The sequence below is a fragment of the Kitasatospora sp. NPDC056651 genome (assembly GCF_042792155.1).
In the GTDB taxonomy this organism is placed as follows: domain Bacteria; phylum Actinomycetota; class Actinomycetes; order Streptomycetales; family Streptomycetaceae; genus Kitasatospora.
The window spans coordinates 1-22,375 of sequence record NZ_JBHTWX010000139.1; the positions used below are offsets into that span (position 1 = coordinate 1).

Here is a 22,375-nt window from a genome sequence, read left to right on the forward strand (position 1 = left end):
GTGCGGGCGAGCCGGCCGCGCCGTCGGTCTGGCCGGTCGGCTCGGCGCTCTCGGGCCGGAGCTCGTCGACCAGCCTGCCGACCGGCTGCACCTTGCCGGCCGCGGCGAAGCCCCAGTCCAGCAGGGCGGCCGTCTCGTCGTACACCTTCTGGTAGCTCGCCGGGTGCATCACGGTGACCAGCAGGGTGCGTCCGCCCCGCTCGGCGGCGCCGACGAAGGTCGAGCCGGCGTTGGTGGTGGTGCCGTTCTTCACGCCGATCAGGCCCGGGTACTTGCCCAGCAGCCGGTCGGTGTTGGCGATCCCGAAGCTGCCGCGCCGGCCGTCCTTGTCGACGGCGCCCGGGAACATCGCGTCCCGGGTGGCGCAGTACATCCGGAAGTCCGCGTTGCGCAGGCCGGCCCGGGCGAACAGCGACAGGTCGTAGGCCGAGGAGACCTGGCCGTCCATGTCGTAGCCGTCCGGGGAGATCACCCTGGTGTCCCGTGCCTGGAGAGCGTCGGCCCGCGCCTGCATCTCGGTGACGGTCCGCGGGACGCCGCCGTTCATGTGCGCCAGGACGTGCACCGCGTCGTTGCCGGAGCTCAGGAACACCCCGCGCCACAGGTCCTCGACCCGGTAGTCCAGGTTCTCCTTGATGCCGACCAGGCTGCTGCCGGGGCCGATCCCCTGGATCTCCTCGTCGGCCACCCGGTGCACCGCGTCGCGGTCGAACTTGGGCAGCACGGTGTCCGCGAAGAGGATCTTCAGGGTGCTCGCCGGGGGCAGCCGGAGATGCGGGTTGCTGGCCGCCAGCACCTCGCCGGACGCCAGGTCGGACACCATCCAGGACTGGCCGGTGAGGTCGGAGGGCAGCGGCGGGGCGCCCGCCATCGGGGCGACCTGGACCCCGGGGAGCCCGAGCCGCTCGCCGCCGACCGCGGCCGATGGCGGCGGCTGCTGCGGAGCCGCGCCCGCCGGAGCGGCGAGCAGTACCGGTAAGGCCGCGGTGGCCGCGGCGCACAGGCGCGCGAACGTGTGACGGGATGTGGGCACCAGCAGACCGTACCCACTCCCGGCCCCCGGTGCCCGCCCCTCCGGGCCGGTCCTCCGCAGGAGGGGCCCGCCCTACGCCGATCGGCGGCCCGCGCATACTGGGGAGGCACACCGCCTTCACATGCCGAGGACCCCCATGAAGCTCAGCCGCCGCACCTCCTGGTTCCTGACCGCCTTCGGGGTCTGGTCGATGATCATCTGGACGACCTTCGTCAAGAACCTGTGGAAGGACTCCGGCGGCCAGGCCTTCACCAACGGCGACCACTCCCAGCCCACCGCCTTCTTCTGGGTCCACCTCCTCCTCGCCGTCACCTCCTTCGTCCTCGGCATCGCCGTCGGCGGCATCGGCGTCCGCGGCCTGCGCGCCGGCCGCCGCACTCCGGCCACCGACTGAGCGGGCCTCAGCGTCCCGGGAAACGCCGCAGGCCCCGCCCGATCCGAGGATCGGGCGGGGCCTGCGGGCCGTCAGGCGGGGATCAGAAGCGGCGGGTGACCAGCGCCCGCTTCACTTCCTGGATCGCCTTGGTGACCTCGATGCCACGCGGGCAGGCCTCGGAGCAGTTGAAGGTGGTGCGGCAGCGCCACACGCCCTCACGGTCGTTGAGGATCTCCAGGCGCTGCTCGGCACCCTCGTCGCGCGAGTCGAAGATGAAGCGGTGCGCGTTGACGATGGCGGCCGGGCCGAAGTACTGGCCGTCGTTCCAGAACACCGGGCAGGACGACGTGCACGCGGCGCACAGGATGCACTTGGTGGTGTCGTCGAAGCGCTCGCGGTCCTCGGCGGACTGCAGGCGCTCCCGGGTCGGCTCGTTCCCCTTGGTGATGAGGAACGGCATGACGTCCTTGTACGCCTGGAAGAACGGGTCCATGTCCACGACCAGGTCCTTGAGGACCGTCAGGCCCTTGATGGCCTCGATCGTGATCGGCTTCTCCGGGTCGACGTCCTTGATCAGGGTCTTGCACGCCAGCCGGTTGCGGCCGTTGATCCGCATGGCGTCGGAGCCGCAGATGCCGTGGGCGCAGGAACGGCGGTAGGTGAGGGTGCCGTCCTGCTCCCACTTGATCTTGTTGAGCGCGTCCAGGACGCGCTCCTTCGGGTCCATCGTCAGCTGGTAGTCGACCCACACCGGGTCCGGGTGCTCCTCCGGGTTGAACCGGCGGATCCGGAAGGTGACGGTGATCGGCTGGACGGCACCGGCTTCGACCGCGTCCAGAGCGGCCGAGTGCTTCTCCAGGGTCGGAGTGCTCATCAGTACTTACGCTCCATCGGCTGGTAGCGGGTCGTGACGACCGGCTTGTAGTCGAGGCGGATGGAGGTGCTGCCGTCGGCGGCGACCTCCTGGTACGCCATGGTGTGCTGCATGAACTTCACGTCGTCACGGGTCGGGAAGTCCTCGCGGTAGTGGCCGCCGCGGGACTCCTCGCGGGCCAGCGCGGAGACGGCCAGGACCTCGGCCAGGTCGAGCAGGTTGCCCAGCTCGACGGCCTCCAGGAGGTCCGTGTTGTAACGGAAGCCCTTGTCCTGGATGGAGACGTGCTTGTAACGCTCCTTCAGCGCGGCGATGTCCTCGACCGCCTGCTTCAGGGTGGCGCCGGTGCGGTACACCATCGCGTTGGCGTCCATGGTCTCCTGCAGCTCCTTGCGGATCTGCCCCACGGACTCGGTCCCGGTGGACTCGCGCAGGCCGTCGATCAGCGCCTGCACCTTCTCCTCCGGGTTCTCCGGCAGCTCGACGAACCCGTTCGCGTTGGCGAAGTCGGCGGCGGCGATGCCCGCGCGACGGCCGAACACGTTGATGTCCAGCAGCGAGTTGGTGCCCAGGCGGTTGGCGCCGTGCACGGAGACGCAGGCGACCTCGCCGGCCGCGTACAGGCCCGGGACGACGTCCGTGTTGTTGCGCAGGACCTCACCCTCGACGTTGGTCGGGATGCCGCCCATGGCGTAGTGCGCGGTGGGCTGGATCGGGATCGGGTCCGTGTAGGGCTCGATGCCGAGGTAGGTGCGCGCGAACTCGGTGATGTCCGGCAGCTTGGCGTCCAGCTGCTCCGGCGGCAGGTGGGTCAGGTCGAGGTAGACGTGGTCGCCCTCGGGACCGCAGCCGCGGCCCTCGCGGATCTCGGTGTAGATCGCGCGGGAGCAGACGTCACGGGACGCGAGGTCCTTCATGACGGGGGCGTAGCGCTCCATGAAGCGCTCGCCGTCCTTGTTGCGCAGGATGCCGCCCTCGCCGCGGGCGCCCTCGGTGAGCAGGATGCCCATGCGCCAGATGCCCGTCGGGTGGAACTGGAAGAACTCCATGTCCTCCAGCGGCAGGCCGCGGCGGTAGACCAGGGCCTGGCCGTCACCGGTGAGGGTGTGGGCGTTGGAGGAGACCTTGAAGAACTTGCCGGTGCCGCCGGAGGCGAACACGACCGACTTGGCCTGGAAGACGTGGATCTCGCCGGTGGCCAGCTCGTAGGCGACGACGCCGGCCGTCTTGCCCTCGTTGATCAGCAGGTCGAGGACGTAGAACTCGTTGAAGAACTCGACGCCGTGCTTGACGCAGTTCTGGAACAGCGTCTGGAGGATCATGTGGCCGGTGCGGTCGGCCGCGTAGCACGAGCGGCGGACCGGGGCCTCGCCGTGGTTGCGGGAGTGACCGCCGAAGCGGCGCTGGTCGATCCGGCCCTGCTCGGTGCGGGAGAAGGGCAGACCCATCTTCTCCAGGTCGAGGACGGCGTCGATGGCCTCCTTGCACATGATCTCGGCGGCGTCCTGGTCGACCAGGTAGTCACCGCCCTTGACCGTGTCGAAGGTGTGCCACTCCCAGTTGTCCTCCTCGACGTTGGCCAGGGCGGCGCACATGCCGCCCTGGGCCGCGCCGGTGTGGGACCGGGTCGGGTAGAGCTTGGTCAGGACGGCGGTGCGGCTGCGCTGCGTCGACTCGATGGCCGCGCGCATGCCGGCGCCGCCGGCGCCGACGATGACGGTGTCGTACTGGTGAATCTGCATGGGGGGTTAACTCGCCTCTGGCCTCTGCCGATGGTCGATGGTGCTCGCGGCTCAGATGTTGGGGTCGAAGGTGAAGATCACCAGGGTGCCCAGCAGCACGGTGAAGACCGTGGCGGTACCCATGAGTCCCTTGAGCCAGAGCCGGGTCGAGTCCTTCTCGGCGTAGTCGTTGATGACCTGACGCATGCCGTTGGCGCCGTGCAGCATGGCGAGCCAGAGCATCAGAAGGTCCCAGCCCTGCCAGAACGGCGAGGCCCAGCGGCCGGCCACGAAGGCGAAACCGATCTTGGAGACGCCGCCGTCGAGCACCAGCATGATCAGCAGGTGGCCGAGGATCAGCACGACCAGGACGACACCGGACAGGCGCATGAAGAGCCAGGCCAGCATCTCGAAGTTGGTGCGGGTGCGACGCGGGGTCTTGCCGGTCCGCTTGCGCGGAGGCTCGATGACGAACGCGTCGGCCGGGTTGCCGGTGCCCAGTCCCTTGCCGGTGTGCGCCTGCTTGGAAGGGACGACGATGGCGTCGGAGTATTCCGTGGACATGTCTCGGCTCACTTCCCGAACCAGGAGATCAGCGTGTGCTGGAGGATCCCGTAGAAGGAACCGGCCATCAGGACGACCCAGACTCCGACGACGGTCCAGAGCATCTGCTTCTGGTACTTCGGGCCCTTGGCCCAGAAGTCCACCGCCACGACCCGCAGGCCGTTCAGGGCGTGGAACAGGATGGCGGCCACCAGGCCGTACTCCATCAGGTTCACGAGGGGAGTCTTGTACGTCTGGATGACGGTGTCGTAGGACTCCGGCGACACTCGCACGAGGGCGGTGTCCAGGACGTGGGCGAACAGGAAGAAGAAGATGAGGACGCCGGTGACTCGATGAGCCACCCAGCTCCACATGCCTTCCCGGCCGCGGTACAGCGTTCCAGCCGGCACGGAAAAACCCTCCGGAAGCGATTGGGGGCTCGGCCGGCTTCGGTGTCGGTCAGCCCGGCCGGGTACGGTCCACCGGCCGCCAGCATCCTATCGACGCCTTGTCGTGGCGCGCCTCCGGGGGCCCCAGGTGTGATCAATCAGGCACTTCTGGCCTAGTTGGGCGGGAACCGAACCGGCGATCGTCACGACGGGTGACCGATCGCTCGCACGAGGTGTCGACCCGGATCCCCCTCCCGGGTGAACCGGGCGCGGCCGCACTCGCGCGCGCCTGCCCGGGAAGTGGGGTGCGCCCGCGAGTACGGCCGTGGTTCAGCGCGCCGCGGCCTCCGAATGGGTGGCGACCAGGTGCTCCAGGCGGGTGAGGGCGATCCGGCGGAGCTCGTCGGCCGCGATCAGCCGTTCCTCGTCCGGGTCGTTGGCGAGCCGGGTGCGGATGGAGGAGAGCACGGTGTCGAGCATCTCCTCCGGGGCGACCCGTTCCAGGCAGACCACGAAGACGTGGCCGAACCGGGCCTCGTAGGCGGCGTGCGCCGCCCGCAGCGCGGTGTGCGCGGCCTGGCTGCCGGGAGCGCGCATGCCGAGCAGCGGCTGCGGCATCCAGCTCTCGTCGGCCAGCGCCTCGGCGAGGTCGGCCGGGCGGAGGTCGTAGGAGGCCTCGCTGGCGGCGGCCAGCAGGGACTCGATGTCGGGGTAGGGCCGGTGCGCGGTGAGTCGCAGGGCCCAGCGGTGGCTGCCGCAGCAGGCCAACAGGGCCTCCTCGGCGGCGCCGGCGTCGGCTTCGTTGAAGCGGTGCAACCCGAGGAGGGTCGGCTCTGTTCTGGCGTCGAGCCGCTGTGACGGGATGTCGCTGGCCAGCGGGTCCTCCTCCTGAGGGCGGGAAGGTGCCGGTGAAGTGGGGTGGATGGCGTAGCTGGAGTATGGGGCCGCGGAGGGGCGCTCGGGGCCGGTCCGTCAGCGCCTCAAAGGTAGTTGAGCGCTCATCAGATGGGGAGGGCGCGCGCCGAATTCATCCGGACGAGCTATCAAGTTGTGACGTTGACGCCCGGGCGTCAGCGCCCTCCCCGTCGCCCGCGCCCTCCCCGTTGTCAGCGCCCTCCCCGTCATCGGCACGGCTCAGGCGCGGTGGACCTTGTGGTTGGCGGCCTGCGCCCGCGGGCGGACCACCAGCAGGTCGATGTTCACGTGCGAGGGCCTGGTGACCGCCCACGCCACGGTGTCCGCGACGTCCTCCGAGGTGAGCGGTTCGGCCACGCCCGCGTACACCGCGGCGGCCTTCTCCTCGTCGCCGCGGAAGCGGGTGACCGCGAAGCCCTCGGACTTCACCATGCCGGGCGCGATCTCGATCACCCGGATGGGCTCCCCGCACAGCTCCAGCCGCAGCGTGGCCGCGATGGTGTGGGCGGCGTGCTTGGCGGCGACGTACCCGCCGCCGCCCTCGTACGCGGCCAGCGCGGCGGTCGAGGAGAGCACCAGCACCGTGCCGTCGCCGGTGGCCCGCAGGGCCGGCAGCAGGGCCTGGGTCACGTGCAGCACGCCGAGCACGTTCACCTCGTACATGGCCCGCCAGTCGGCCGGGTCGCCGTGCTCGACGGTCTCGGCGCCGATCGCGCCGCCGGCGTTGTTCACCAGGACGTCCACCCGGCCGACCCCGGCCGCGAAGGCGTCCACGGCGGCCCGGTCGGTCACGTCCAGGGTGACGGCCCGCGCCGAACCGCCGCCGGCGCCGATCTCCTTCGCCAGCGCCTCGACGCGCTCGGTGCGGCGGGCGGTCAACACCACCTCGAATCCTTCGGCGGCCAGCCGGCGGGCGGTCGCCGCGCCGATTCCGCTGCTGGCACCGGTGACCACGGCCACCTTCTGCTCGGTCATCGCCACTCCCTGGGGCTCATCGGTCGTTCACCCGATCATCTCAACCGCGTCGCCGCCCCGGCGGGCCGGCCGGACCCTGGACCAGGAGGACCGACCACGCCCCAGCTCCGGAGGGACCCCATGGCCGCCGAGCCGCGCCGCGCCGAGTCGGGCTTCGGGATCGAGCCGTTGTACGGACCCGGGTCCCTGACCGGCTGGGACGCCGCCGCCCGGCTGGGCCGGCCGGGGGAGTACCCCTACACCCGGGGCGTCTACCCGACGATGTACACCGGCCGGCCCTGGACGATGCGCCAGTACGCGGGCTTCGGCACCGCCGCCGAGTCCAACGCCCGCTACCGGCAGCTGATCGCGGGCGGCGGCACCGGCCTCTCGGTCGCCTTCGACCTGCCCACCCAGATGGGCTACGACTCGGACGCGCCGCCCGCCGCCGGGGAGGTCGGCCGGGTGGGCGTGGCGGTGGACAGCGTCGAGGACATGGCGGTGCTGTTCGACGGCATCCCGCTCGGCGCGGTGTCCACGTCGATGACCATCAACGCGCCCGCCGCCCTGCTCCTGCTCCTCTACCGACTCGTCGGCGAGGCCCAGGGGGTGGCGCCGGCCGCGCTCACCGGCACGGTCCAGAACGACGTGCTGAAGGAGTACATCGCCCGCGGCACCTACATCTTCCCGCCGCAGCCCTCGCTGCGGCTGACCGCCGACGTGTTCCGGTACTGCCGGGCCGAGATGCCGCGCTGGAACACCATCTCCATCTCCGGCTACCACATGGCCGAGGCCGGGGCCGGTCCCGCGCAGGAGATCGCCTTCACCCTGGCCAACGGCATCGCCTACGTCCGCACCGCGCTCGCCGCCGGAATGGCCGTCGACGACTTCGCGCCCCGCCTCTCCTTCTTCTTCGTGGCCCGTACGACCCTGTTGGAGGAAGTGGCCAAGTTCCGGGCCGCACGCAGGATTTGGGCCAGAGTCATGCGGGACGGATTCGGCGCCCGGGATCCGCGCTCGCAGATGCTGCGGTTCCACACCCAGACCGCGGGAGTGCAGCTCACCGCCCAGCAGCCCGAGGTCAACCTGGCCCGGGTCACCGTGCAGGCGCTCGCCGCGGTGCTCGGCGGCACCCAGTCGCTGCACACCAACGGCTTCGACGAGGCGATCGCGCTGCCGACCGAGAAGGCCGCCCGGCTCGCCCTGCGCACCCAGCAGGTGCTCGCGTACGAGACCGACGTGACCGCCACCGTCGACCCGTTCGCCGGTTCCTACGCCGTCGAGTCGCTCACCGACGAGGTGGAGGCCGCCGCGCGGGCGCTGATGGACCGGATCGAGGAGCGGGGCGGCGCCGTGGCCGCGATCGAACAGGGCTACCAGAAGGGCGAGATCGAGCGCACCGCCTACCGGCTCCAGCGGGAGACCGACTCCGGCGAGCGGACCGTGGTCGGCGTCAACCGCTTCCGGTCGGACACGGAGGAGCCGTACCGGCCGCTGCGGGTGGACCCGGCGATCGAGGAGCGGCAGGCCCGGCGGCTGGCCCGGCTGCGGGCCGAGCGCTCCGCCGGGGAGGTCGGCCGGGCGCTGGACGCGCTGCGCCGCGCCGCCGAGGGGACGGAGGTCGTGCTGTACCCGATGAAGGAGGCGCTGGCCGCCCGGGCCACCGTCGGCGAGGTCTGCGACGCGCTGCGCGGGGTGTGGGGGACGTACGTTCCGGTGGAGCGCTTCTGACGCCCTGTTGAACACCCGTCAACGTGACGGTGCCGTCGCGGAGGTGTCGGCCGTGACCGGCGGCGTGGGGGATCGTTGCACAGGTCACGCAACCCGGGGAAGGCGGCTGAAACGAGATGTCATACCCACCTGTCCGGCCGGTATGCGCCCATCCGGAGACTAATTTTCCGGAAGTCGGGCCAAATCCCCCCAACAGGCCTACGCTTGGCGGGATGAACCGTCCTGAGCCCGCTCAGTCGGGCGCCACTCTCGCCGTCGCACGCCCTGCCGCCGATCTCCGTGAGCGGGTCCGCGCGCTGGAGCCCGAGCTGGTCGCCTTCCGTCGTGATCTGCACCGGCACCCGGAGCTGGGCCGCCAGGAGTTCCGCACCACCGGGTTGCTGCGCGACCGGCTGGTGGCGGCCGGCCTCGAACCCCGGGTGCTGCCCGGCGGCACCGGAATGCTCGTCGACATCGTCCCGCCCGGCACCACCCTGGGCACGGAGCTCCTGGCCTTCCGCGCCGACATCGACGCGCTGCCGATCGACGACGCCAAGACCGACGTGCCGTACCGCTCCTCCGTCCCCGGCCGGGCCCACGCCTGCGGGCACGACGTGCACACCTCGGTGCTGCTCGGCACCGGCCTGGTGCTGGCCGAGGCCGTCCGTGCCGGAGAGCTGCGCCGCCCCGTCCGGCTGGTGTTCCAGCCCGCCGAGGAGGTCATGCCCGGCGGCGCGCTGGACGTGATCAAGGCCGGCGGGATGGAGGGCGTCGGGCGGATCTTCGCGGTGCACTGCGACCCGAAGGTGGAGGTCGGCCGGATCGCGCTGAGGGTCGGGGCGATCACCTCGGCCTGCGACCGCCTGGTGCTCCACCTGGACGGCCCCGGCGGGCACACCGCCCGCCCGCACCTGACCACCGACCTGGTCACCGCGGTCGCCAAGGCGGCCGCCGACCTCCCGGGCATGCTGGCCCGCCGGATGGACCCGCGCTGGGGCGTCAGCCTCGTCTGGGGGCGGATCGCCTCCGGCTCCGCGCCCAACGTCATCCCGCAGCACGCCGAACTGGAGGGCACCGTCCGCTGCCTGGAGCTGGACGGCTGGCGCGAGGCGCCGGACCTGCTGCACGAGCTGATCGCCAAGCTGTCCGAGACCTACCGGGCCAAGTGGACGCTGGACTACCACCGCGGCGTGCCGCCGGTGGTCAACGAGGCGGTCTCGGTCGCGCGGCTGGACGAGGTGATGCACGCCCGGTTCGCCGGCGACGGCGCCGTGGTGGTGGAGGGCACCGAACAGAGCCTGGGTGGCGAGGACTTCTCCTGGTACCTGGAGCACGCCCCGGGCGCGCTGGCCCGGCTCGGTGTCCGCGCGCCCGGCGACGCCACCGTCAGGGACCTGCATCAGGGCAGGTTCGACGTGGACGAGCGGGCGATCGGCGTCGGCGTGGAGCTGTTCTCGGCGCTGGCCCTGGAGGCGGACGGCAGCTGACCGGCGGTCCCGGGAGCGGTGTTGCCGCCGTGTGACGGGATCGTCAGCACCGTTGGGGTCGTGGCGATCCGAGGCGCCGGAAAGGGTCCGTAAACTGGGCCAAACCGACCTCGGATCACCGTCCGCGCACGGGTTAGCGCCTCAGGAAGAACATCAGACCACGGTTTGGTAACAACCCGGAGGCGCTACCAGCCCGTAACACAACCGTGTTCTACGCGCGTTACGGTGGCGTCCGACCACGCCAAACGGTTGCGTGTAGAAGGAGATACCCCCTTGCGCCGTTCAATGAAGCTCGCCGCGGTTGTGCTCTCAGGTTCCCTGGGCATGGCCTCGCTCGCCGCTTGCGGCGCAAAGAGCACCGACACCTCCTCCGCTGCCGGTTCGGGCGACGGCTCGCTCAAGGTCGGCATGGCCTACGACATCGGCGGCCGTGGCGACCAGTCGTTCAACGACTCCGCCGCCCGTGGTCTCGACAAGGCCAAGTCCGACCTGGGCGTCGCGGTGACCGAGGCCGAGGCCAAGCAGGGCGAGGCCGAGGCCGACAAGGAGACCCGCCTCAAGAACCTGATCGACGCGGGCTACAAGACGATCGTCGCGGTCGGCTTCGTCTACCAGCCGGCCGTCAACAAGGTCGCCAAGGACAACCCGAACGTCAAGTTCGCGATCATCGACTCGAACGACAAGGACCAGCCGGCCAACGTCACCTCGCTGCTCTTCGCCGAGCAGGAGGGTTCGTACCTGGCCGGTGTCGCCGCCGCGAACAAGTCGAAGACCAAGCACGTCGGCTTCATCGGCGGTGTGCAGTCCGAGCTGATCAAGAAGTTCGAGGCCGGTTACACGGCGGGTGTGAAGTCCGTCGACCCGAACATCACGGTCGAGACCACCTACCTGACGACCCCGCCGGACTTCACCGGCTTCGCCTCGCCCGACAAGGGCAAGGAGGCCGCGCAGGGCCAGCTCGACAAGGGCGCGGACGTCATCTACGCCGCCGCCGGCTCCTCCGGCAACGGCGCCATCGAGGCCGTCGCCAACAAGCAGGGCGCCCTGGCCATCGGCGTCGACTCCGACCAGGCCAGCCAGCCGGCCCTGGCGAAGTACAAGAACAGCATCCTGACCTCGATGGTCAAGAACGTCGACACCGCGGTGTTCTCGTACATCGACTCGGTCAAGAAGGGTCAGAACCCGACCGGCGTCAAGCTGTTCGACCTGAAGGCCGACGGCGTCTCGCTCGCCACCACCGGCGGCAAGCTGGACGACATCCAGGACAAGCTGAAGGCCGCCGCCGAGGCGATCAAGTCCGGCGCGACCACCATCCCGACCGCGCCGTCCAACAAGTAAGGACCGCGCGTCCCGGACGCCGCCGCGCCTGCCGCCTGCCAGGCGGCGCGACGGATCCGCACAGTTCACGGGAGGGGCCCGGCAGGGTGCGCTGAACGCGCACCCCCGGGCCCCGTTCCGTCCCCACGTTCACCCCCTTGGCCCTCCCAGCGCAACGACGCGCCTCCAGACCACCAGGAGATCGCCATCACCGCATCCGACCCCGTCCCGCTCCACGAGGACGGCACCCCCAGCGCGGGGACGGCGACGCCGGCCGTCGAACTGCGCGGCATCACCAAGCGCTTCCCCGGTGTCGTGGCCAACCACGACATCAACCTCACCGTCCGCACCGGCACCGTGCACGCCCTGATGGGGGAGAACGGCGCCGGCAAGTCGACGCTGATGAAGATCCTCTACGGCATGCAGAAGCCGGACGAGGGCACCATCGCGATCAACGGCGAGACGTGCGAGTTCAACACCCCCGGCGACGCCATCTCCCGCGGTGTCGGCATGGTGCACCAGCACTTCATGCTCGCCGACAACCTCACGGTGTGGGAGAACGTCGTCCTCGGCGGGGAGAAGCTCCACGGCATCGGCGCCAGGGCGAAGGCGAAGATCAAGGAGATCTCCGACCAGTACGGCCTGGGCGTGCGCCCGGACGCCCTGGTCGAGGACCTCGGCGTCGCCGACCGCCAGCGCGTCGAGATCCTCAAGGTGCTGTACCGCGGCGCCAAGATCCTGATCCTCGACGAGCCCACGGCCGTGCTGGTCCCGCAGGAGGTCGACGCGCTGTTCGACAACCTGCGCGACCTCAAGTCCGAGGGCGTCACCGTCATCTTCATCTCGCACAAGCTGCACGAGGTGCTCGCGGTGGCCGACGCGATCAGCGTCATCCGGCGCGGTACCACGGTCGGCGACGCCGACCCGAAGGCCGTCACCGCCCGTCAGCTCGCCGAGCTGATGGTCGGCGCCGAGCTGCCCTCCCCGGAGAGCCGCGAGTCGACCGTCACCGACACCGTGATGCTCGACATCGAGGGCCTGCGGATCGCCAAGACCGACGCCGAGGGCATCGAGCGCGTCGTCCTGGACGACATCTCGCTGCGCATCCACAAGGGCGAGATCCTCGGCATCGCCGGTGTCGAGGGCAACGGCCAGGCCGAGCTGGTCGAGGCCGTCATGGGCATGCTGGCGCTGAACGCCGGCACCGTCACCCTGGACGGCGAGGACCTCTCCGGCACCCAGACCCGGGCCCGCCGCGAGGCCGGCATCGGGTACATCCCCGAGGACCGGCACCGGCACGGCCTGCTGCTGGAGGCCCCGCTCTGGGAGAACCGCATCCTCGGCCACGTCACCGAGGAGCCCAACTCCAAGGGCCTGCTGCTCGACCCGACCGCCGCCCGCACGGACACCTGGCGGATCGTCGAGGAGTACGACGTCCGCACCCCCGGCATCGAGGTCACCGCGGCCTCGCTCTCCGGCGGCAACCAGCAGAAGCTGATCATCGGCCGCGAGATGAGCCACCAGCCCAAGCTGCTGATCGCCGCCCACCCCACCCGCGGTGTGGACGTCGGCGCCCAGGCGCAGATCTGGGAGCACATCCGGGTCGCCCAGCGGGCCGGCCTGGCCGTCCTGCTGATCTCCGCCGACCTGGACGAGCTGATCGGCCTGTCCGACACCATCCGGGTGATCTACCGAGGCCGCCTGGTCGCCGACGCCGACCCGGCCACCGTCACCGCCGAGGACCTCGGCACCGCGATGACCGGCGCCGCCAGCGGCCACCTCGAGTCCGAGCCGGAGGCCGTCGCCGACGCGCGGGCCGTCGCGGCCGAGGGCACCGAGGCCGAGGCCGAGGCCGGGCACCAGCCCACCGACACCGCCGACGACCCGCAGGCGGGGGAGTAACCCATGACCAGTCCCAACCCCGCCGCCGCCAAGCCCGGCCTGGCCCAGCGGTTCAGCAGCGAGCGGATCGTGCTGGCACTGGCGGCGCCGGTGCTCGCGGTCCTGCTCTCCATCGTGATCTGTTCGGTCCTGCTGGCGACCTCGGGCAAGAACCCGTTCGACGCGTGGAACGTGATGCTCACGTACGCCGGCAAGTCGGACGGCCAGGTGGGCATCCTCAACCGGTCCACCACCTACTACCTGGCCGCCGCGGCCGCCGCGTTCGGGTTCCGGATGAACCTGTTCAACATCGGCGTCGAGGGCCAGTACAAGGTCGCGGCGCTGTTCGCGGCCTTCGTCGGCGCCAAGCTGGACCTGCCGGCCTTCATCCAGATCCCGCTGCTGCTGCTCACCGCCATGCTCGTCGGTGGTCTGTACGCGAGCGTCGCCGGTCTGCTGAAGGTCTACCGCGGTGTCAGCGAGGTCATCTCGACCATCATGCTGAACTCCATCGCGACCGCGATCATCGGCCTGCTGCTCGTCCCCGGCATCTTCGCGCCGAAGACCAGCGGCACCACCAACTCGATCCAGACCGAGCCGATCTCCCAGTCCAGCCACTTCTTCTCGATGGAGACGGCCGGCGGCACGCTCTGGGGCTTCATCTTCGTGGCCGCCCTGGTCGGCGTGGTCTTCCAGTTCGTGCTGACCCGCACCCGGTTCGGCTTCGACCTGCGCGCCACCGGCCGCTCGGAGTCCGCCGCGACCGCCTCCGGCGTGAACGTCAAGCGCATGGTGGTCATCTCGATGGTGGTCTCCGGCGCGATCGCCGGTCTGATCGGCCTGCCCGAGCTGCTGCAGAACTCGTACTACTTCGGCCAGAGCTTCCAGCCCGGTCTGGGCTTCCTGGGCATCTCGATCGCCCTGCTCGGCCGCAACAGCCCGATCGGCATGGCCTTCGCGGCGCTGCTGTTCGCCTTCCTGGACGTCACCGGCTCGGTGCTGCCGCTCCAGGGCGGCTTCCCCTTCGAGATCGTCGACGTCATGAAGGGCACCATCGTCATCTGCGTCGTCGTCGCGTACGAGCTGGTGCGCCGCTACGGCCTGAAGCGCCAGCAGCAGAAGGTCGGCGCCCAGCTCGCCGCCCAGGTCGCCGCGAACAGTGAGAAGAAGGAGGTGTCCGCATGAGCACGGCCACCGCTGCCCGCCCGAAGGCGTCGGGCGCACCCGCGAAGAAGCGCAAGCTGTCCTGGCCGGTCGTCCTGCTCCTGATCGCGGGCGCCCTGGTGCTGTTCTCCGCCGTGGGCATGGCCACCGGCAACCACTCGCTGACCTCCTCCGGGCAGGTCACCGCCGCGCTCGGCGCGGCCGTGCCGATCGGCATGGCCGGTCTCGGCGGTCTCTGGTCCGAGCGGGCCGGCGTGGTCAACATCGGCCTCGAAGGCATGATGGTCGCCGGCACCTTCTGCGGCGCCTGGGCGGGCTACCTGGTCAACCCGTGGGTCGGCCTGCTGGCCGGCATGCTGGGCGGGGCCGTCGGAGGACTGCTGCACGCGGTCGTCACCGTCACCTTCGGCGTCGACCACATCGTCTCCGGCGTCGGCATCAACCTGCTGATCCCCGGCATCTGCGCGTACGTCAACCGGATCTACTACAAGGACTACGTCTCGGCCGGTGCCGGCCAGAACCAGTCCCCGCCGGCGGACCCGCTGCCGTACATCACCGTCCCGGGCCTGTCCTCCTGGCTGAAGGACATCGAGAGCCACCACTGGTTCTTCGTCTCGGACATCGCGGGCGTGCTCGGCGGCCTGGTCACCAACATCTCGGTGGTCGTGCTGCTGGCCGGCGCGCTGATCGTGGTCAGCTACTTCGCGCTCTGGCGCACGGTGTTCGGTCTGCGGCTGCGCTCCTGCGGTGAGAACCCGACCGCCGCCGAGTCGCTGGGCGTCAACGTCTACAAGTACAAGTACCTCGCGGTCATCGCCTCCGGCGCCTTCGCCGGCCTCGGCGGGGCGTACCTCTCGCTGGTCGCGGCGCACTTCTACAAGGACGGCCAGACCCTCGGCCGCGGCTTCATCGGCCTCGCCGCGATGATCTTCGGCAACTGGATGCCCGGCGGCCTCGCCATGGGCGCCGGCCTGTTCGGCTTCACCGACAGCCTCCAGCTGCGCGACCCGGGGTCGGTGCACGTACTGATCCTGATCGTGGGCATCGCGATGGTCCTGCTCGCGCTCTGGCAGCTGTACCGCCGCAAGTACACCGCGACGGTGATCTCCTTCGTGGTGGCCGGCGGCCTGATCGCCTGGTACTCGCTCACCGACGAGGTGCAGCGCCCGCTGATCGTCGCCACGCCGTACCTGATCACCCTGGTGGTGCTCTCGCTGGCCTCGCAGCGGCTGCGGATGCCGAAGGCGGACGGCCAGATCTACCGCAAGGGCCAGGGCAAGTGACCGCCCCCGGGCCGCAGGCGCCGTCCGCGGTGGACTGGGAGCTGCTGCGTTCGGCGGCGCGCGAGGCCATGGGCCGCGCGTACGCGCCGTACAGCGGCTTCCCGGTCGGCGCGGCGGCGCTGGTGGACGACGGCCGGGTGGTCTCCGGCTGCAACGTGGAGAACGCCTCGTACGGGCTCGGGCTGTGCGCCGAGTGCGGGCTGGTGTCCGCGCTGCACTCCTCCGGCGGCGGCCGGCTGGTCGCCTTCACCTGCGTGGACGGCGCCGGCGAACTGCTGATGCCGTGCGGGCGCTGCCGCCAGCTGCTGTACGAGCACGGAGGACCCGGCCTGCTGGTCGAACTGCCTTCGGGCATCAAGCCGATGAGCGAGGTCCTGCCGGACGCGTTCGGGCCTGAACGGCTCTAGCCGCTGATTCTGTTACGCGCGTAGAGTGTCGCGAGTGGGCCGGAACCCGGTCATCTCGCGACACTCTTCGCTTTTGAAACCCCTCTTGGAGCACGCATGGACGCCATCTCCGTCATCAGGACCAAGCGCGATCGCGGAGAGCTGAGCGACGCTCAGATCGACTGGGTCATCGACGCCTACACCCGCGGCGAGGTCGCCGACGAGCAGATGTCCGCGCTGGCGATGGCGATCCTGCTGAACGGGATGAAGCCGCACGAGATCAGCCGCTGGACCGACGCCATGATCCGCTCCGGCGTCCGGATGGACTTCTCCTCGCTGCCGCTGCCCACCAGCGACAAGCACTCCACCGGCGGCGTCGGCGACAAGATCACCCTGCCGCTCGCCCCGCTGGTCGCCGCCTGCGGCGCCGCCGTCCCGCAGCTGTCCGGCCGCGGCCTCGGCCACACCGGCGGCACCCTCGACAAGCTGGAGTCCATCCCCGGCTGGCGCGCCCTGCTCTCCAACGAGGAGATGCTGGACGTGCTGCGCTCCGCCGGCGCGGTGATCTGCGCGGCGGGCGACGGCCTCGCGCCGGCCGACAAGAAGCTGTACGCGCTGCGCGACGTCACCGGCACCGTCGAGGCCATCCCGCTGATCGCGTCCTCGATCATGTCCAAGAAGATCGCCGAGGGCACCGGCGCACTCGTCCTGGACGTCAAGGTCGGCTCCGGCGCCTTCATGAAGAACCTGGACGACGCCCGCGAACTGGCCCGCACCATGGTCGGCCTGGGCACCACCGCCGGGGTCAACACCGTCGCCCTGCTCACCGACATGTCCACCCCGCTCGGCCTCACCGCGGGCAACGCCCTGGAGGTCCGCGAGTCCCTGGAGGTGCTGGCGGGCGGCGGCCCGGCCGACGTCGTCGAGCTGACCCTCGCGCTCGCCCGCGAGATGCTCGCCGCGGCCGGCGTGCACGGCAAGGACCCGGCGGACGCGCTGCGCGACGGCTCCGCGATGGACCACTGGCGCCGCATGATCGCCGCCCAGGGCGGCGACGTCGACGCCCCGCTCCCGGTCGCCCGCGAGCAGCACGTCATCCCGGCCCCCGCCTCCGGCGTGCTCACCGCGCTGGACGCCTACGCGATCGGCGTCTGCGCCTGGCGCCTGGGCGCCGGCCGTGCCCGCAAGGAGGACCCGGTCCAGGCCGGTGCCGGCGTCGAGATGCACGCCAAGCCCGGCGACACCGTGACGGCCGGCCGGCCCCTGCTGACCCTCCACACCGACACCCCGGAGCGCTTCGACTACGCCGTCGAGGCCCTGACCGGCGCCATCGAGGTCGCCCCGGCGGGCACCGCCTTCACCCCGAACCCGATCGTCCTCGACCGCATCGCGTAGTCATACGATTACTCCATGTGCGGCGGCGTGCCCTACGCTGCCGCACATGGAAGTTGACCGCTTCACGGTCGAGATCGAACCCGAGGTCCGTGACTGGCTTCACGGGCTGCCGGACCGGCACTATTCCACCCGAGCGCTGTGGGCCCAGAAGATCTGCGAGTCTGAACACGAGCCCGCTCACGAGGAGTTCAGCCGGATCGTCCCGAAAGGAAGGCTGCTGCGATGAACCACTTCCAGTGGAAGACCCGCCGCACACGCCAGCTGCTGGGTGAACAGGTGGAGGAAAGCCCGGAGACGGCCGCGTTTCGGCTGGAGATGCGCTATTCCAGGGCGTTCGCACAGGCCCTCTACGACCGTCGCACCGCGCTTGGCCTGTCGGAGGCCGAAGTGGCGCGTCGGGCCGACATGACCGAGGACGAGATCGAGTCCATCGAGGGATCCGGCGTCGTGCCCACGCTCCCGTTGCTGCAGCGGCTGGCGAAGGCGCTGGACGCGGATTTCGACATTCACGCCACTGACACCGAGACCACCGTCCGTTTCCAGGCCCCGGCGGCCTGAGCGAGCACCCCGGGGCCCGTACCCGCTCGGCGGGTGCGGGCCCCTCTGCGCGCTCAGGCCCGGACGGCGGGGGCCGTCCGCCGGGAGGCGTGGGCCTGGTGGGTGGCGTAGAGGGTGACGGCGGCGGCGAGGGCCATGGCGGTGAGGCCGACGGTGGCGGCGCCGGGCCAGCCGGTGGCGTGGTAGGCGTCGGCGCCGAGGGTCCCGCCGAGGCTGTTGCCGAGGTAGTAGGCGATCAGGTAGAGGGCGGAGGCCTGGGCGCGGCCCTCGGTGGCGGTGCGGCCGACCGAGGAGGAGGCGGTGGCGTGGCCGGCGAAGAAGCCGGCGGTGATCAGGACCAGGCCGAGCAGGGCGCAGGCCAGGGACTCGGCGAGGGAGAGCAGCAGGCCGGCCGCGGTCACCCCGACGGAGACGTAGAGGGCACCGCGCCGGCCGAGGCGGCCGGAGAGCCGGCCGGCCGCGGCGGAGGTGCCGGTGCCGACCAGGTAGACCACGAAGATCGAGGCGGCGATCGACTCCGGCAGGTGGAACGGCGCGGCGATCAGCCGGTAGCCGACGGTGTTGTAGACCGCGCCGAACACGGCCATGAACAGCATGCCGAGCGCGTACAGCCGCACCAGCAGCGGGTTGCGCAGGTGCCGTCCGACGGTGCGGGCGAGCGCGCGGGCGTCCACCGGGGCGGGGGTGAAGTGCCGGGCGGCGGGGATCAGCAGCCGGAAGGCGAGGGTGGCGAGCAGCGCGAGGACGGCGGAGGCGGCGAGGCCCCAGCGCCAGCCGAGTCCGGCGGCGGTCCAGCCGGAGAGCAGCCGGCCGCCCATGCCGCCGATGCTGTTGCCGGCCACGTACAGGCCCATCGCGGAGGGCAGCGCGCTGGGGTGGACCTCCTCGGCGAGGTAGGCCATGGCGGTGGCCGGGAGCCCGGCGAGGGCGACGCCCTGGAGGACCCGCAGTGCGACGAGGGTGGTGAGGTCCGGCGCGAAGGGCAGGGCGAGGGCGAGTGCGGAGGCGGCGAGCGTGGAGGCCGTCATCACCGAGGTGCGGCCGTACCGGTCGGAGAGCGCGCTGGCCGGGAGCAGCCCGAGGGCGAGGCCGAGGGTGGCGGCGGAGGCCGTCCAGCTGGCCTGGCCGGGGGTGAGGCCGAGGTCGGCCGAGAGGATCGGCAGCAGGCCCTGGGTGGAGTAGAGCAGGACGAAGGTCGCGACCCCGGCGGCGAACAGGGCCAGGTTGGCGCGGCGGAAGGCGCGCAGGCCGGGGTGGAGGCGGTCGTCCGCGGTGGCGGCGCGGGGGGCGGCATCCGGGGTGGTCGCGGATGCCCTGGTATCGGAGGGCTGCATGGCGTCGACCGTAGGCCCGCCCCCGTTGATGCGTCCAATGCATGAAGCATGGATGATCGATGCACTGGCGTATGAGTCGAGGTGGTGGGCGATGTCCGGTCCGGAGTCGGTGGACGGTGGCGAGCAGCGGTACCGGGCGGCCGGGTTGGGCCCGGAGGAGCCGGCCGTGCTGCTGGCGCCCCGGCTGGCCCAGTTCGCGGCGGTGGCCCGGCTGGAGCACGTGACCCAGGCGGCCGCGCTGCTCGGGGTGCCGCAGCCGACGCTGTCCCGCGCGGTGGCCCGGCTGGAGGAGGACCTGGGGGTGGACCTGCTGGCCCGTCAGGGCCGTGCGGTCCGGCTGACCAGGGCGGGCCGGCTGCTGCTGGCCTCGGTGGAGCGGGCGCTGGCGGAGGTCGAGCGCGGTGCGGCGGCGGCCCGGGCGGAGGCGGACCCGGAGGTGGGCCTGGTGTCCTTCGGGTTCCTGCACACGATGGGTCCGGACGCGGTGCCGGCGCTGCTGCGCGGCTTCCGCGCGGAGCGTCCGCGGGTGCGGTTCCAGCTGGTGCAGGACTACGGCGCGGCGATGCTGGAGCGGTTGCGGGCCGGGGAGCTGGACCTGTGTCTGGTCGCGCCGCTGCCGGACGACCCGGCGTTCGCCGCCCGCCCGCTGGACGAGCAGCGGCTGCACCTGGTCGTCCCGGCGGACCACCGGCTGGCCGGGCGGCGGCGGATCCGGCTGGCGGAGGTGGCCGAGGAGCCGTTCGTCGGACTGGAGCAGGGGTACGGGCTGCGCGTGATCACGGACGGTTTCTGTGCCGAGGCCGGGTTCGTGCCGCGGCTGGCGTTCGAGGGGGAGGAGGCGGAGACGCTGCGCGGGCTGGTGGCGGCCGGGCTGGGGGTGGCGCTGCTGCCGCCGGCCCTGGTGCCGCGGCCGGGTGTGGTGGAGCTGGAGGTGACGGCGCCGCGCACCCGGCGGGCGATCGGGCTGGCCTGGGTGGCGGGGCGGCCGCTGGCCCCGCCGGCGGCGGCGTTCCGGGACTTCGTGCTCTCCCGGCGCGGCCGGCTGGTGCAGCACGACTGACGCCGTGGCGGCGGTGGTCTGACGCCTTGGTGGATCGTATGGACCAGGCGGTGGAATTCCGCATGGAGTTTGGACCATCCGGTGGTGTTCGCGGTGGTCGGTCTACGCGCGTAGGGGCTATATTTCCGCAATGGAACAGCAGATCCCCGTCACCACCGCGGGCACCGGCCCGCGCATCCCCACCGCCGACCAGATCCGCCGCGCGCCGAAGGTCCTCCTGCACGACCACCTGGACGGCGGGCTGCGCCCGGAGACCGTGGTCGAGCTGGCCGCCGCCTGCGGCTACCAGGGCCTGCCCACCACCGACCCGAAGGAACTCGGCGAGTGGTTCCGCGAGGCCGCCGACTCCGGCTCGCTGGTCCGCTACCTGGAGACCTTCGCGCACACCTGCGCCGTGATGCAGACCCGTGAGGCGCTGGTCAGGGTCGCCGCGGACTGCGCCGAGGACCTGGCCGCCGACGGCGTCGTGTACGCCGAGGTCCGCTACGCCCCCGAGCAGCACCTGGAAGCCGGGCTGAGCCTCGACGAGGTCGTCGACGCCGTCCAGGAGGGCTTCCGCCTCGGAGAGGCCAACGCTCGCGAGGCCGGCCACCGGATCCGCGTCGGCACCCTGCTGACCGCGATGCGGCACGCCGCCCGGTCCACCGAGATCGCCGAACTGGCCAACCGTCACCGGGACCGCGGCGTCGTCGGCTTCGACATCGCCGGTGCCGAGGCGGGCTTCCCCCCCACCCGCCACCAGGCCGCCTTCGACTACCTCAAGGGCGAGAACAACCACTTCACCATCCACGCGGGCGAGGCCTTCGGCCTGCCGTCGATCTGGGAGGCCCTGCAGTGCTGCGGCGCCGACCGGCTCGGCCACGGCGTGCGGATCGTCGACGACATCACGGTGGGCGAGGACGGCGCGGTCGAGCTCGGCCGACTGGCCGCGTACGTGCGCGACAAGCGCATCCCGCTGGAGATGTGCCCGACCTCCAACATCCAGACCGGAGCCGCCGCTTCGTACGCCGAGCACCCGATCGGGCTGCTCAGCCGGCTGAAGTTCCGGGTCACCGTGAACACCGACAACCGGCTGATGAGCGGCACCAGCATGAGCCGGGAGTTCGGGCACGTGGTGGACGCCTTCGGCTACACCCTGGGGGACCTGGAGTGGTTCACGGTGAACGCGATGAAGTCCGCGTTCCTGCCCTTCGACGAGCGGCTGGCGATGATCAACGACGTGATCAAGCCGGGCTACGCCGAGCTGAAGGCGGAGTGGCTGTTCAGCGTGGGTGTCGGCGGCAACTGAACGGCTTCCGGGCTCCGGTCGGATGAACGCCGACTTCCTGCAAGGGAGTTGGCGTTCATCGGACTACTCACTCGGGTGAGTTAACGCCCTTTGGTTCCCGCGCGACCGGCTCACTACGGTGTGCCAGTCATGCCGACACGTCGCGGCGGCGGTCGCCCGTCCGCCGGTCCCGTGCGTGCAAGTCGGCCACCGACGAGGACCCAAAGGGGACCAACCATGAAGCAGGCTCTCAAGGCCGCCGGCACCGCGGCGCTCGGCATCGCCATCGCGGCGGTCGGCGCCGGCACCGCCTCCGCGGCCGACGGCCAGGCGGCCGGCGGCCTCGGGCTGCCCACCAGCGCGCTGACGAACCCGGCGGTGACCGGCGCGGTCACCGAAACCGCCGCCAAGCTGCCCGCCGCCGGCAAGGTGACCGAGACGCTGGGCGCCCTCGCCCCGAGCGTCGGCCAGGCCGTCCCGACCGGCGACACCCCGCTGGCGGGCGTCACCCAGCAGCGCGCCGCCATCCCGACCATCCCGGGCCTGGACAAGACCCCGATCGGCGGGCTGACCAGCACCCTCCCGGCCCTCCCCGGCCTGACCGGCTGAGCCGGAGACCGCAACGGCCACACCATCAGCTACGACCGCACAGCGGACGGCACCCCCCAAGCTCTGGTCCACTCGGCGGGCCACCAGGTGAAGGTGTCCGTCGCCGACGGCCGCGTCAC

At 71.4% G+C, this 22,375-nt stretch carries 22 protein-coding genes; 14 read left to right on the forward strand and 8 right to left on the reverse strand.

Annotated features, from left to right (window positions below; all coding sequences use genetic code 11):
* A partial coding sequence (locus ACFRAR_RS34785) for a D-alanyl-D-alanine carboxypeptidase family protein (RefSeq protein WP_380703677.1) occupies nucleotides 1–1,033 on the reverse strand: 1,033 nt, incomplete at its 3' end.
* 136 nt (nucleotides 1,034–1,169) lie between these two features.
* On the opposite strand from ACFRAR_RS34785, the gene ACFRAR_RS34790 reads away from it, so the two are divergent.
* Nucleotides 1,170–1,427, forward strand: a complete 258-nt coding sequence (locus ACFRAR_RS34790) for an SCO4848 family membrane protein (RefSeq protein WP_380703679.1) — start codon at nucleotides 1,170–1,172, stop codon at nucleotides 1,425–1,427.
* 82 nt (nucleotides 1,428–1,509) lie between these two features.
* On the opposite strand, the gene ACFRAR_RS34795 is transcribed toward ACFRAR_RS34790, so the two are convergent.
* From ACFRAR_RS34795 to ACFRAR_RS34820, 6 genes are all read right to left on the reverse strand, one after another.
* Nucleotides 1,510–2,283 (reverse strand): succinate dehydrogenase iron-sulfur subunit, encoded by a 774-nt coding sequence (locus ACFRAR_RS34795; protein WP_380703681.1) that lies wholly within the window; start codon nucleotides 2,281–2,283, stop codon nucleotides 1,510–1,512.
* Nucleotides 2,283–4,025 (reverse strand): succinate dehydrogenase flavoprotein subunit, encoded by a 1,743-nt coding sequence (gene sdhA, locus ACFRAR_RS34800; RefSeq protein WP_380703683.1) that lies wholly within the window; start codon nucleotides 4,023–4,025, stop codon nucleotides 2,283–2,285. Before sdhA ends, ACFRAR_RS34795 begins: the two co-directional genes overlap by 1 nt.
* 51 nt (nucleotides 4,026–4,076) lie before the next feature.
* Nucleotides 4,077–4,568: a succinate dehydrogenase, hydrophobic membrane anchor protein gene (sdhD, locus tag ACFRAR_RS34805; RefSeq protein WP_380703685.1), complete on the reverse strand. Its 492-nt coding sequence runs from the start codon at nucleotides 4,566–4,568 to the stop codon at nucleotides 4,077–4,079.
* Nucleotides 4,569–4,576: 8 nt separating this feature from the next.
* Nucleotides 4,577–4,957 (reverse strand): succinate dehydrogenase, cytochrome b556 subunit, encoded by a 381-nt coding sequence (gene sdhC / locus ACFRAR_RS34810; RefSeq protein ID WP_316523755.1) that lies wholly within the window; start codon nucleotides 4,955–4,957, stop codon nucleotides 4,577–4,579.
* 309 nt (nucleotides 4,958–5,266) lie between these two features.
* Entirely contained in the window at nucleotides 5,267–5,752 is a 486-nt protein-coding gene (locus ACFRAR_RS34815) for a 2-oxo-4-hydroxy-4-carboxy-5-ureidoimidazoline decarboxylase (RefSeq protein ID WP_380703688.1), read from the reverse strand.
* Nucleotides 5,753–6,070: 318 nt separating this feature from the next.
* The gene (locus ACFRAR_RS34820) at nucleotides 6,071–6,826 is read right to left on the reverse strand and encodes an SDR family oxidoreductase (protein ID WP_380703690.1); all 756 of its coding nucleotides are present in this window, start codon (nucleotides 6,824–6,826) and stop codon (nucleotides 6,071–6,073) included.
* A gap of 120 nt (nucleotides 6,827–6,946) precedes the next feature.
* Here ACFRAR_RS34820 and ACFRAR_RS34825 point away from each other — a divergent pair, with 120 nt between their 5' ends.
* The 10 genes from ACFRAR_RS34825 to ACFRAR_RS34870 all read left to right on the forward strand — a co-directional run bounded on the left by ACFRAR_RS34825 (nucleotide 6,947) and on the right by ACFRAR_RS34870 (nucleotide 17,986).
* Complete coding sequence (locus ACFRAR_RS34825) at nucleotides 6,947–8,536, forward strand: methylmalonyl-CoA mutase (protein ID WP_380703692.1); 1,590 nt, start codon at nucleotides 6,947–6,949, stop codon at nucleotides 8,534–8,536.
* Nucleotides 8,537–8,748: 212 nt separating this feature from the next.
* The gene (locus ACFRAR_RS34830; protein ID WP_380703694.1) at nucleotides 8,749–10,002 is read left to right on the forward strand and encodes an amidohydrolase; all 1,254 of its coding nucleotides are present in this window, start codon (nucleotides 8,749–8,751) and stop codon (nucleotides 10,000–10,002) included.
* Nucleotides 10,003–10,275: 273 nt separating this feature from the next.
* A complete protein-coding gene (locus tag ACFRAR_RS34835; RefSeq protein ID WP_380703696.1) occupies nucleotides 10,276–11,340 on the forward strand; it encodes a BMP family protein in 1,065 nt (354 codons plus the stop codon).
* 348 nt (nucleotides 11,341–11,688) lie between these two features.
* The gene (locus ACFRAR_RS34840) at nucleotides 11,689–13,221 is read left to right on the forward strand and encodes an ABC transporter ATP-binding protein (RefSeq protein ID WP_380703719.1); all 1,533 of its coding nucleotides are present in this window, start codon (nucleotides 11,689–11,691) and stop codon (nucleotides 13,219–13,221) included.
* Nucleotides 13,222–13,224: 3 nt separating this feature from the next.
* Entirely contained in the window at nucleotides 13,225–14,385 is a 1,161-nt protein-coding gene (locus ACFRAR_RS34845) for an ABC transporter permease (RefSeq protein ID WP_380703698.1), read from the forward strand.
* Nucleotides 14,382–15,647, forward strand: coding sequence for an ABC transporter permease (locus ACFRAR_RS34850; RefSeq protein ID WP_380703700.1), 1,266 nt, complete (start codon nucleotides 14,382–14,384; stop codon nucleotides 15,645–15,647). The genes ACFRAR_RS34845 and ACFRAR_RS34850 overlap by 4 nt, the downstream gene beginning before the upstream one ends.
* On the forward strand, nucleotides 15,644–16,054 hold the full coding sequence (locus tag ACFRAR_RS34855) for a cytidine deaminase (protein ID WP_380703702.1): 411 nt from the start codon (nucleotides 15,644–15,646) through the stop codon (nucleotides 16,052–16,054). Before ACFRAR_RS34850 ends, ACFRAR_RS34855 begins: the two co-directional genes overlap by 4 nt.
* Before the next feature lie 96 nt (nucleotides 16,055–16,150).
* The gene (locus tag ACFRAR_RS34860) at nucleotides 16,151–17,428 is read left to right on the forward strand and encodes a thymidine phosphorylase (RefSeq protein ID WP_380703704.1); all 1,278 of its coding nucleotides are present in this window, start codon (nucleotides 16,151–16,153) and stop codon (nucleotides 17,426–17,428) included.
* 46 nt (nucleotides 17,429–17,474) lie between these two features.
* Nucleotides 17,475–17,654, forward strand: a complete 180-nt coding sequence (locus tag ACFRAR_RS34865) for a hypothetical protein (RefSeq protein WP_380703707.1) — start codon at nucleotides 17,475–17,477, stop codon at nucleotides 17,652–17,654.
* Complete coding sequence (locus ACFRAR_RS34870) at nucleotides 17,651–17,986, forward strand: helix-turn-helix domain-containing protein (protein WP_380703709.1); 336 nt, start codon at nucleotides 17,651–17,653, stop codon at nucleotides 17,984–17,986. The genes ACFRAR_RS34865 and ACFRAR_RS34870 overlap by 4 nt, the downstream gene beginning before the upstream one ends.
* Before the next feature lie 53 nt (nucleotides 17,987–18,039).
* Here ACFRAR_RS34870 and ACFRAR_RS34875 read toward each other — a convergent pair whose 3' ends face one another.
* A complete protein-coding gene (locus ACFRAR_RS34875) occupies nucleotides 18,040–19,320 on the reverse strand; it encodes an MFS transporter (protein ID WP_380703711.1) in 1,281 nt (426 codons plus the stop codon).
* 91 nt (nucleotides 19,321–19,411) lie between these two features.
* Here ACFRAR_RS34875 and ACFRAR_RS34880 point away from each other — a divergent pair, with 91 nt between their 5' ends.
* The 3 genes from ACFRAR_RS34880 (at nucleotide 19,412) to ACFRAR_RS34890 (ending at nucleotide 22,256) form a co-directional block, all read left to right on the forward strand.
* Complete coding sequence (locus ACFRAR_RS34880; RefSeq protein ID WP_380703713.1) at nucleotides 19,412–20,380, forward strand: LysR family transcriptional regulator; 969 nt, start codon at nucleotides 19,412–19,414, stop codon at nucleotides 20,378–20,380.
* A 130-nt stretch (nucleotides 20,381–20,510) separates the two neighbouring features.
* Nucleotides 20,511–21,668, forward strand: coding sequence for an adenosine deaminase (locus ACFRAR_RS34885; RefSeq protein ID WP_380703715.1), 1,158 nt, complete (start codon nucleotides 20,511–20,513; stop codon nucleotides 21,666–21,668).
* Between the two features lie 216 nt (nucleotides 21,669–21,884).
* A complete protein-coding gene (locus ACFRAR_RS34890; protein ID WP_380703717.1) occupies nucleotides 21,885–22,256 on the forward strand; it encodes a hypothetical protein in 372 nt (123 codons plus the stop codon).
* The last annotated feature ends 119 nt before the right edge of the window (nucleotides 22,257–22,375 follow it).

Coding starts and splice junctions, on each gene's coding strand:
- ACFRAR_RS34860 (WP_380703704.1), top strand. CDS start 16,151: ATGGACGCCATCTCCGTCATCAGGACCAAGCGCGATCGCGGAGAGCTG.
- ACFRAR_RS34870 (WP_380703709.1), top strand. CDS start 17,651: ATGAACCACTTCCAGTGGAAGACCCGCCGCACACGCCAGCTGCTGGGT.
- ACFRAR_RS34840 (WP_380703719.1), top strand. CDS start 11,689: ATGGGGGAGAACGGCGCCGGCAAGTCGACGCTGATGAAGATCCTCTAC.
- ACFRAR_RS34880 (WP_380703713.1), top strand. CDS start 19,412: ATGTCCGGTCCGGAGTCGGTGGACGGTGGCGAGCAGCGGTACCGGGCG.
- sdhA (WP_380703683.1), bottom strand. CDS start 4,025: ATGCAGATTCACCAGTACGACACCGTCATCGTCGGCGCCGGCGGCGCC.
- ACFRAR_RS34865 (WP_380703707.1), top strand. CDS start 17,475: ATGGAAGTTGACCGCTTCACGGTCGAGATCGAACCCGAGGTCCGTGAC.
- sdhD (WP_380703685.1), bottom strand. CDS start 4,568: ATGTCCACGGAATACTCCGACGCCATCGTCGTCCCTTCCAAGCAGGCG.
- ACFRAR_RS34790 (WP_380703679.1), top strand. CDS start 1,170: ATGAAGCTCAGCCGCCGCACCTCCTGGTTCCTGACCGCCTTCGGGGTC.
- ACFRAR_RS34890 (WP_380703717.1), top strand. CDS start 21,885: ATGAAGCAGGCTCTCAAGGCCGCCGGCACCGCGGCGCTCGGCATCGCC.
- ACFRAR_RS34875 (WP_380703711.1), bottom strand. CDS start 19,320: ATGCAGCCCTCCGATACCAGGGCATCCGCGACCACCCCGGATGCCGCC.
- ACFRAR_RS34845 (WP_380703698.1), top strand. CDS start 13,225: ATGACCAGTCCCAACCCCGCCGCCGCCAAGCCCGGCCTGGCCCAGCGG.
- ACFRAR_RS34825 (WP_380703692.1), top strand. CDS start 6,947: ATGGCCGCCGAGCCGCGCCGCGCCGAGTCGGGCTTCGGGATCGAGCCG.
- ACFRAR_RS34795 (WP_380703681.1), bottom strand. CDS start 2,283: ATGAGCACTCCGACCCTGGAGAAGCACTCGGCCGCTCTGGACGCGGTC.
- ACFRAR_RS34885 (WP_380703715.1), top strand. CDS start 20,511: ATGGAACAGCAGATCCCCGTCACCACCGCGGGCACCGGCCCGCGCATC.
- ACFRAR_RS34830 (WP_380703694.1), top strand. CDS start 8,749: ATGAACCGTCCTGAGCCCGCTCAGTCGGGCGCCACTCTCGCCGTCGCA.
- ACFRAR_RS34820 (WP_380703690.1), bottom strand. CDS start 6,826: ATGACCGAGCAGAAGGTGGCCGTGGTCACCGGTGCCAGCAGCGGAATC.
- ACFRAR_RS34850 (WP_380703700.1), top strand. CDS start 14,382: ATGAGCACGGCCACCGCTGCCCGCCCGAAGGCGTCGGGCGCACCCGCG.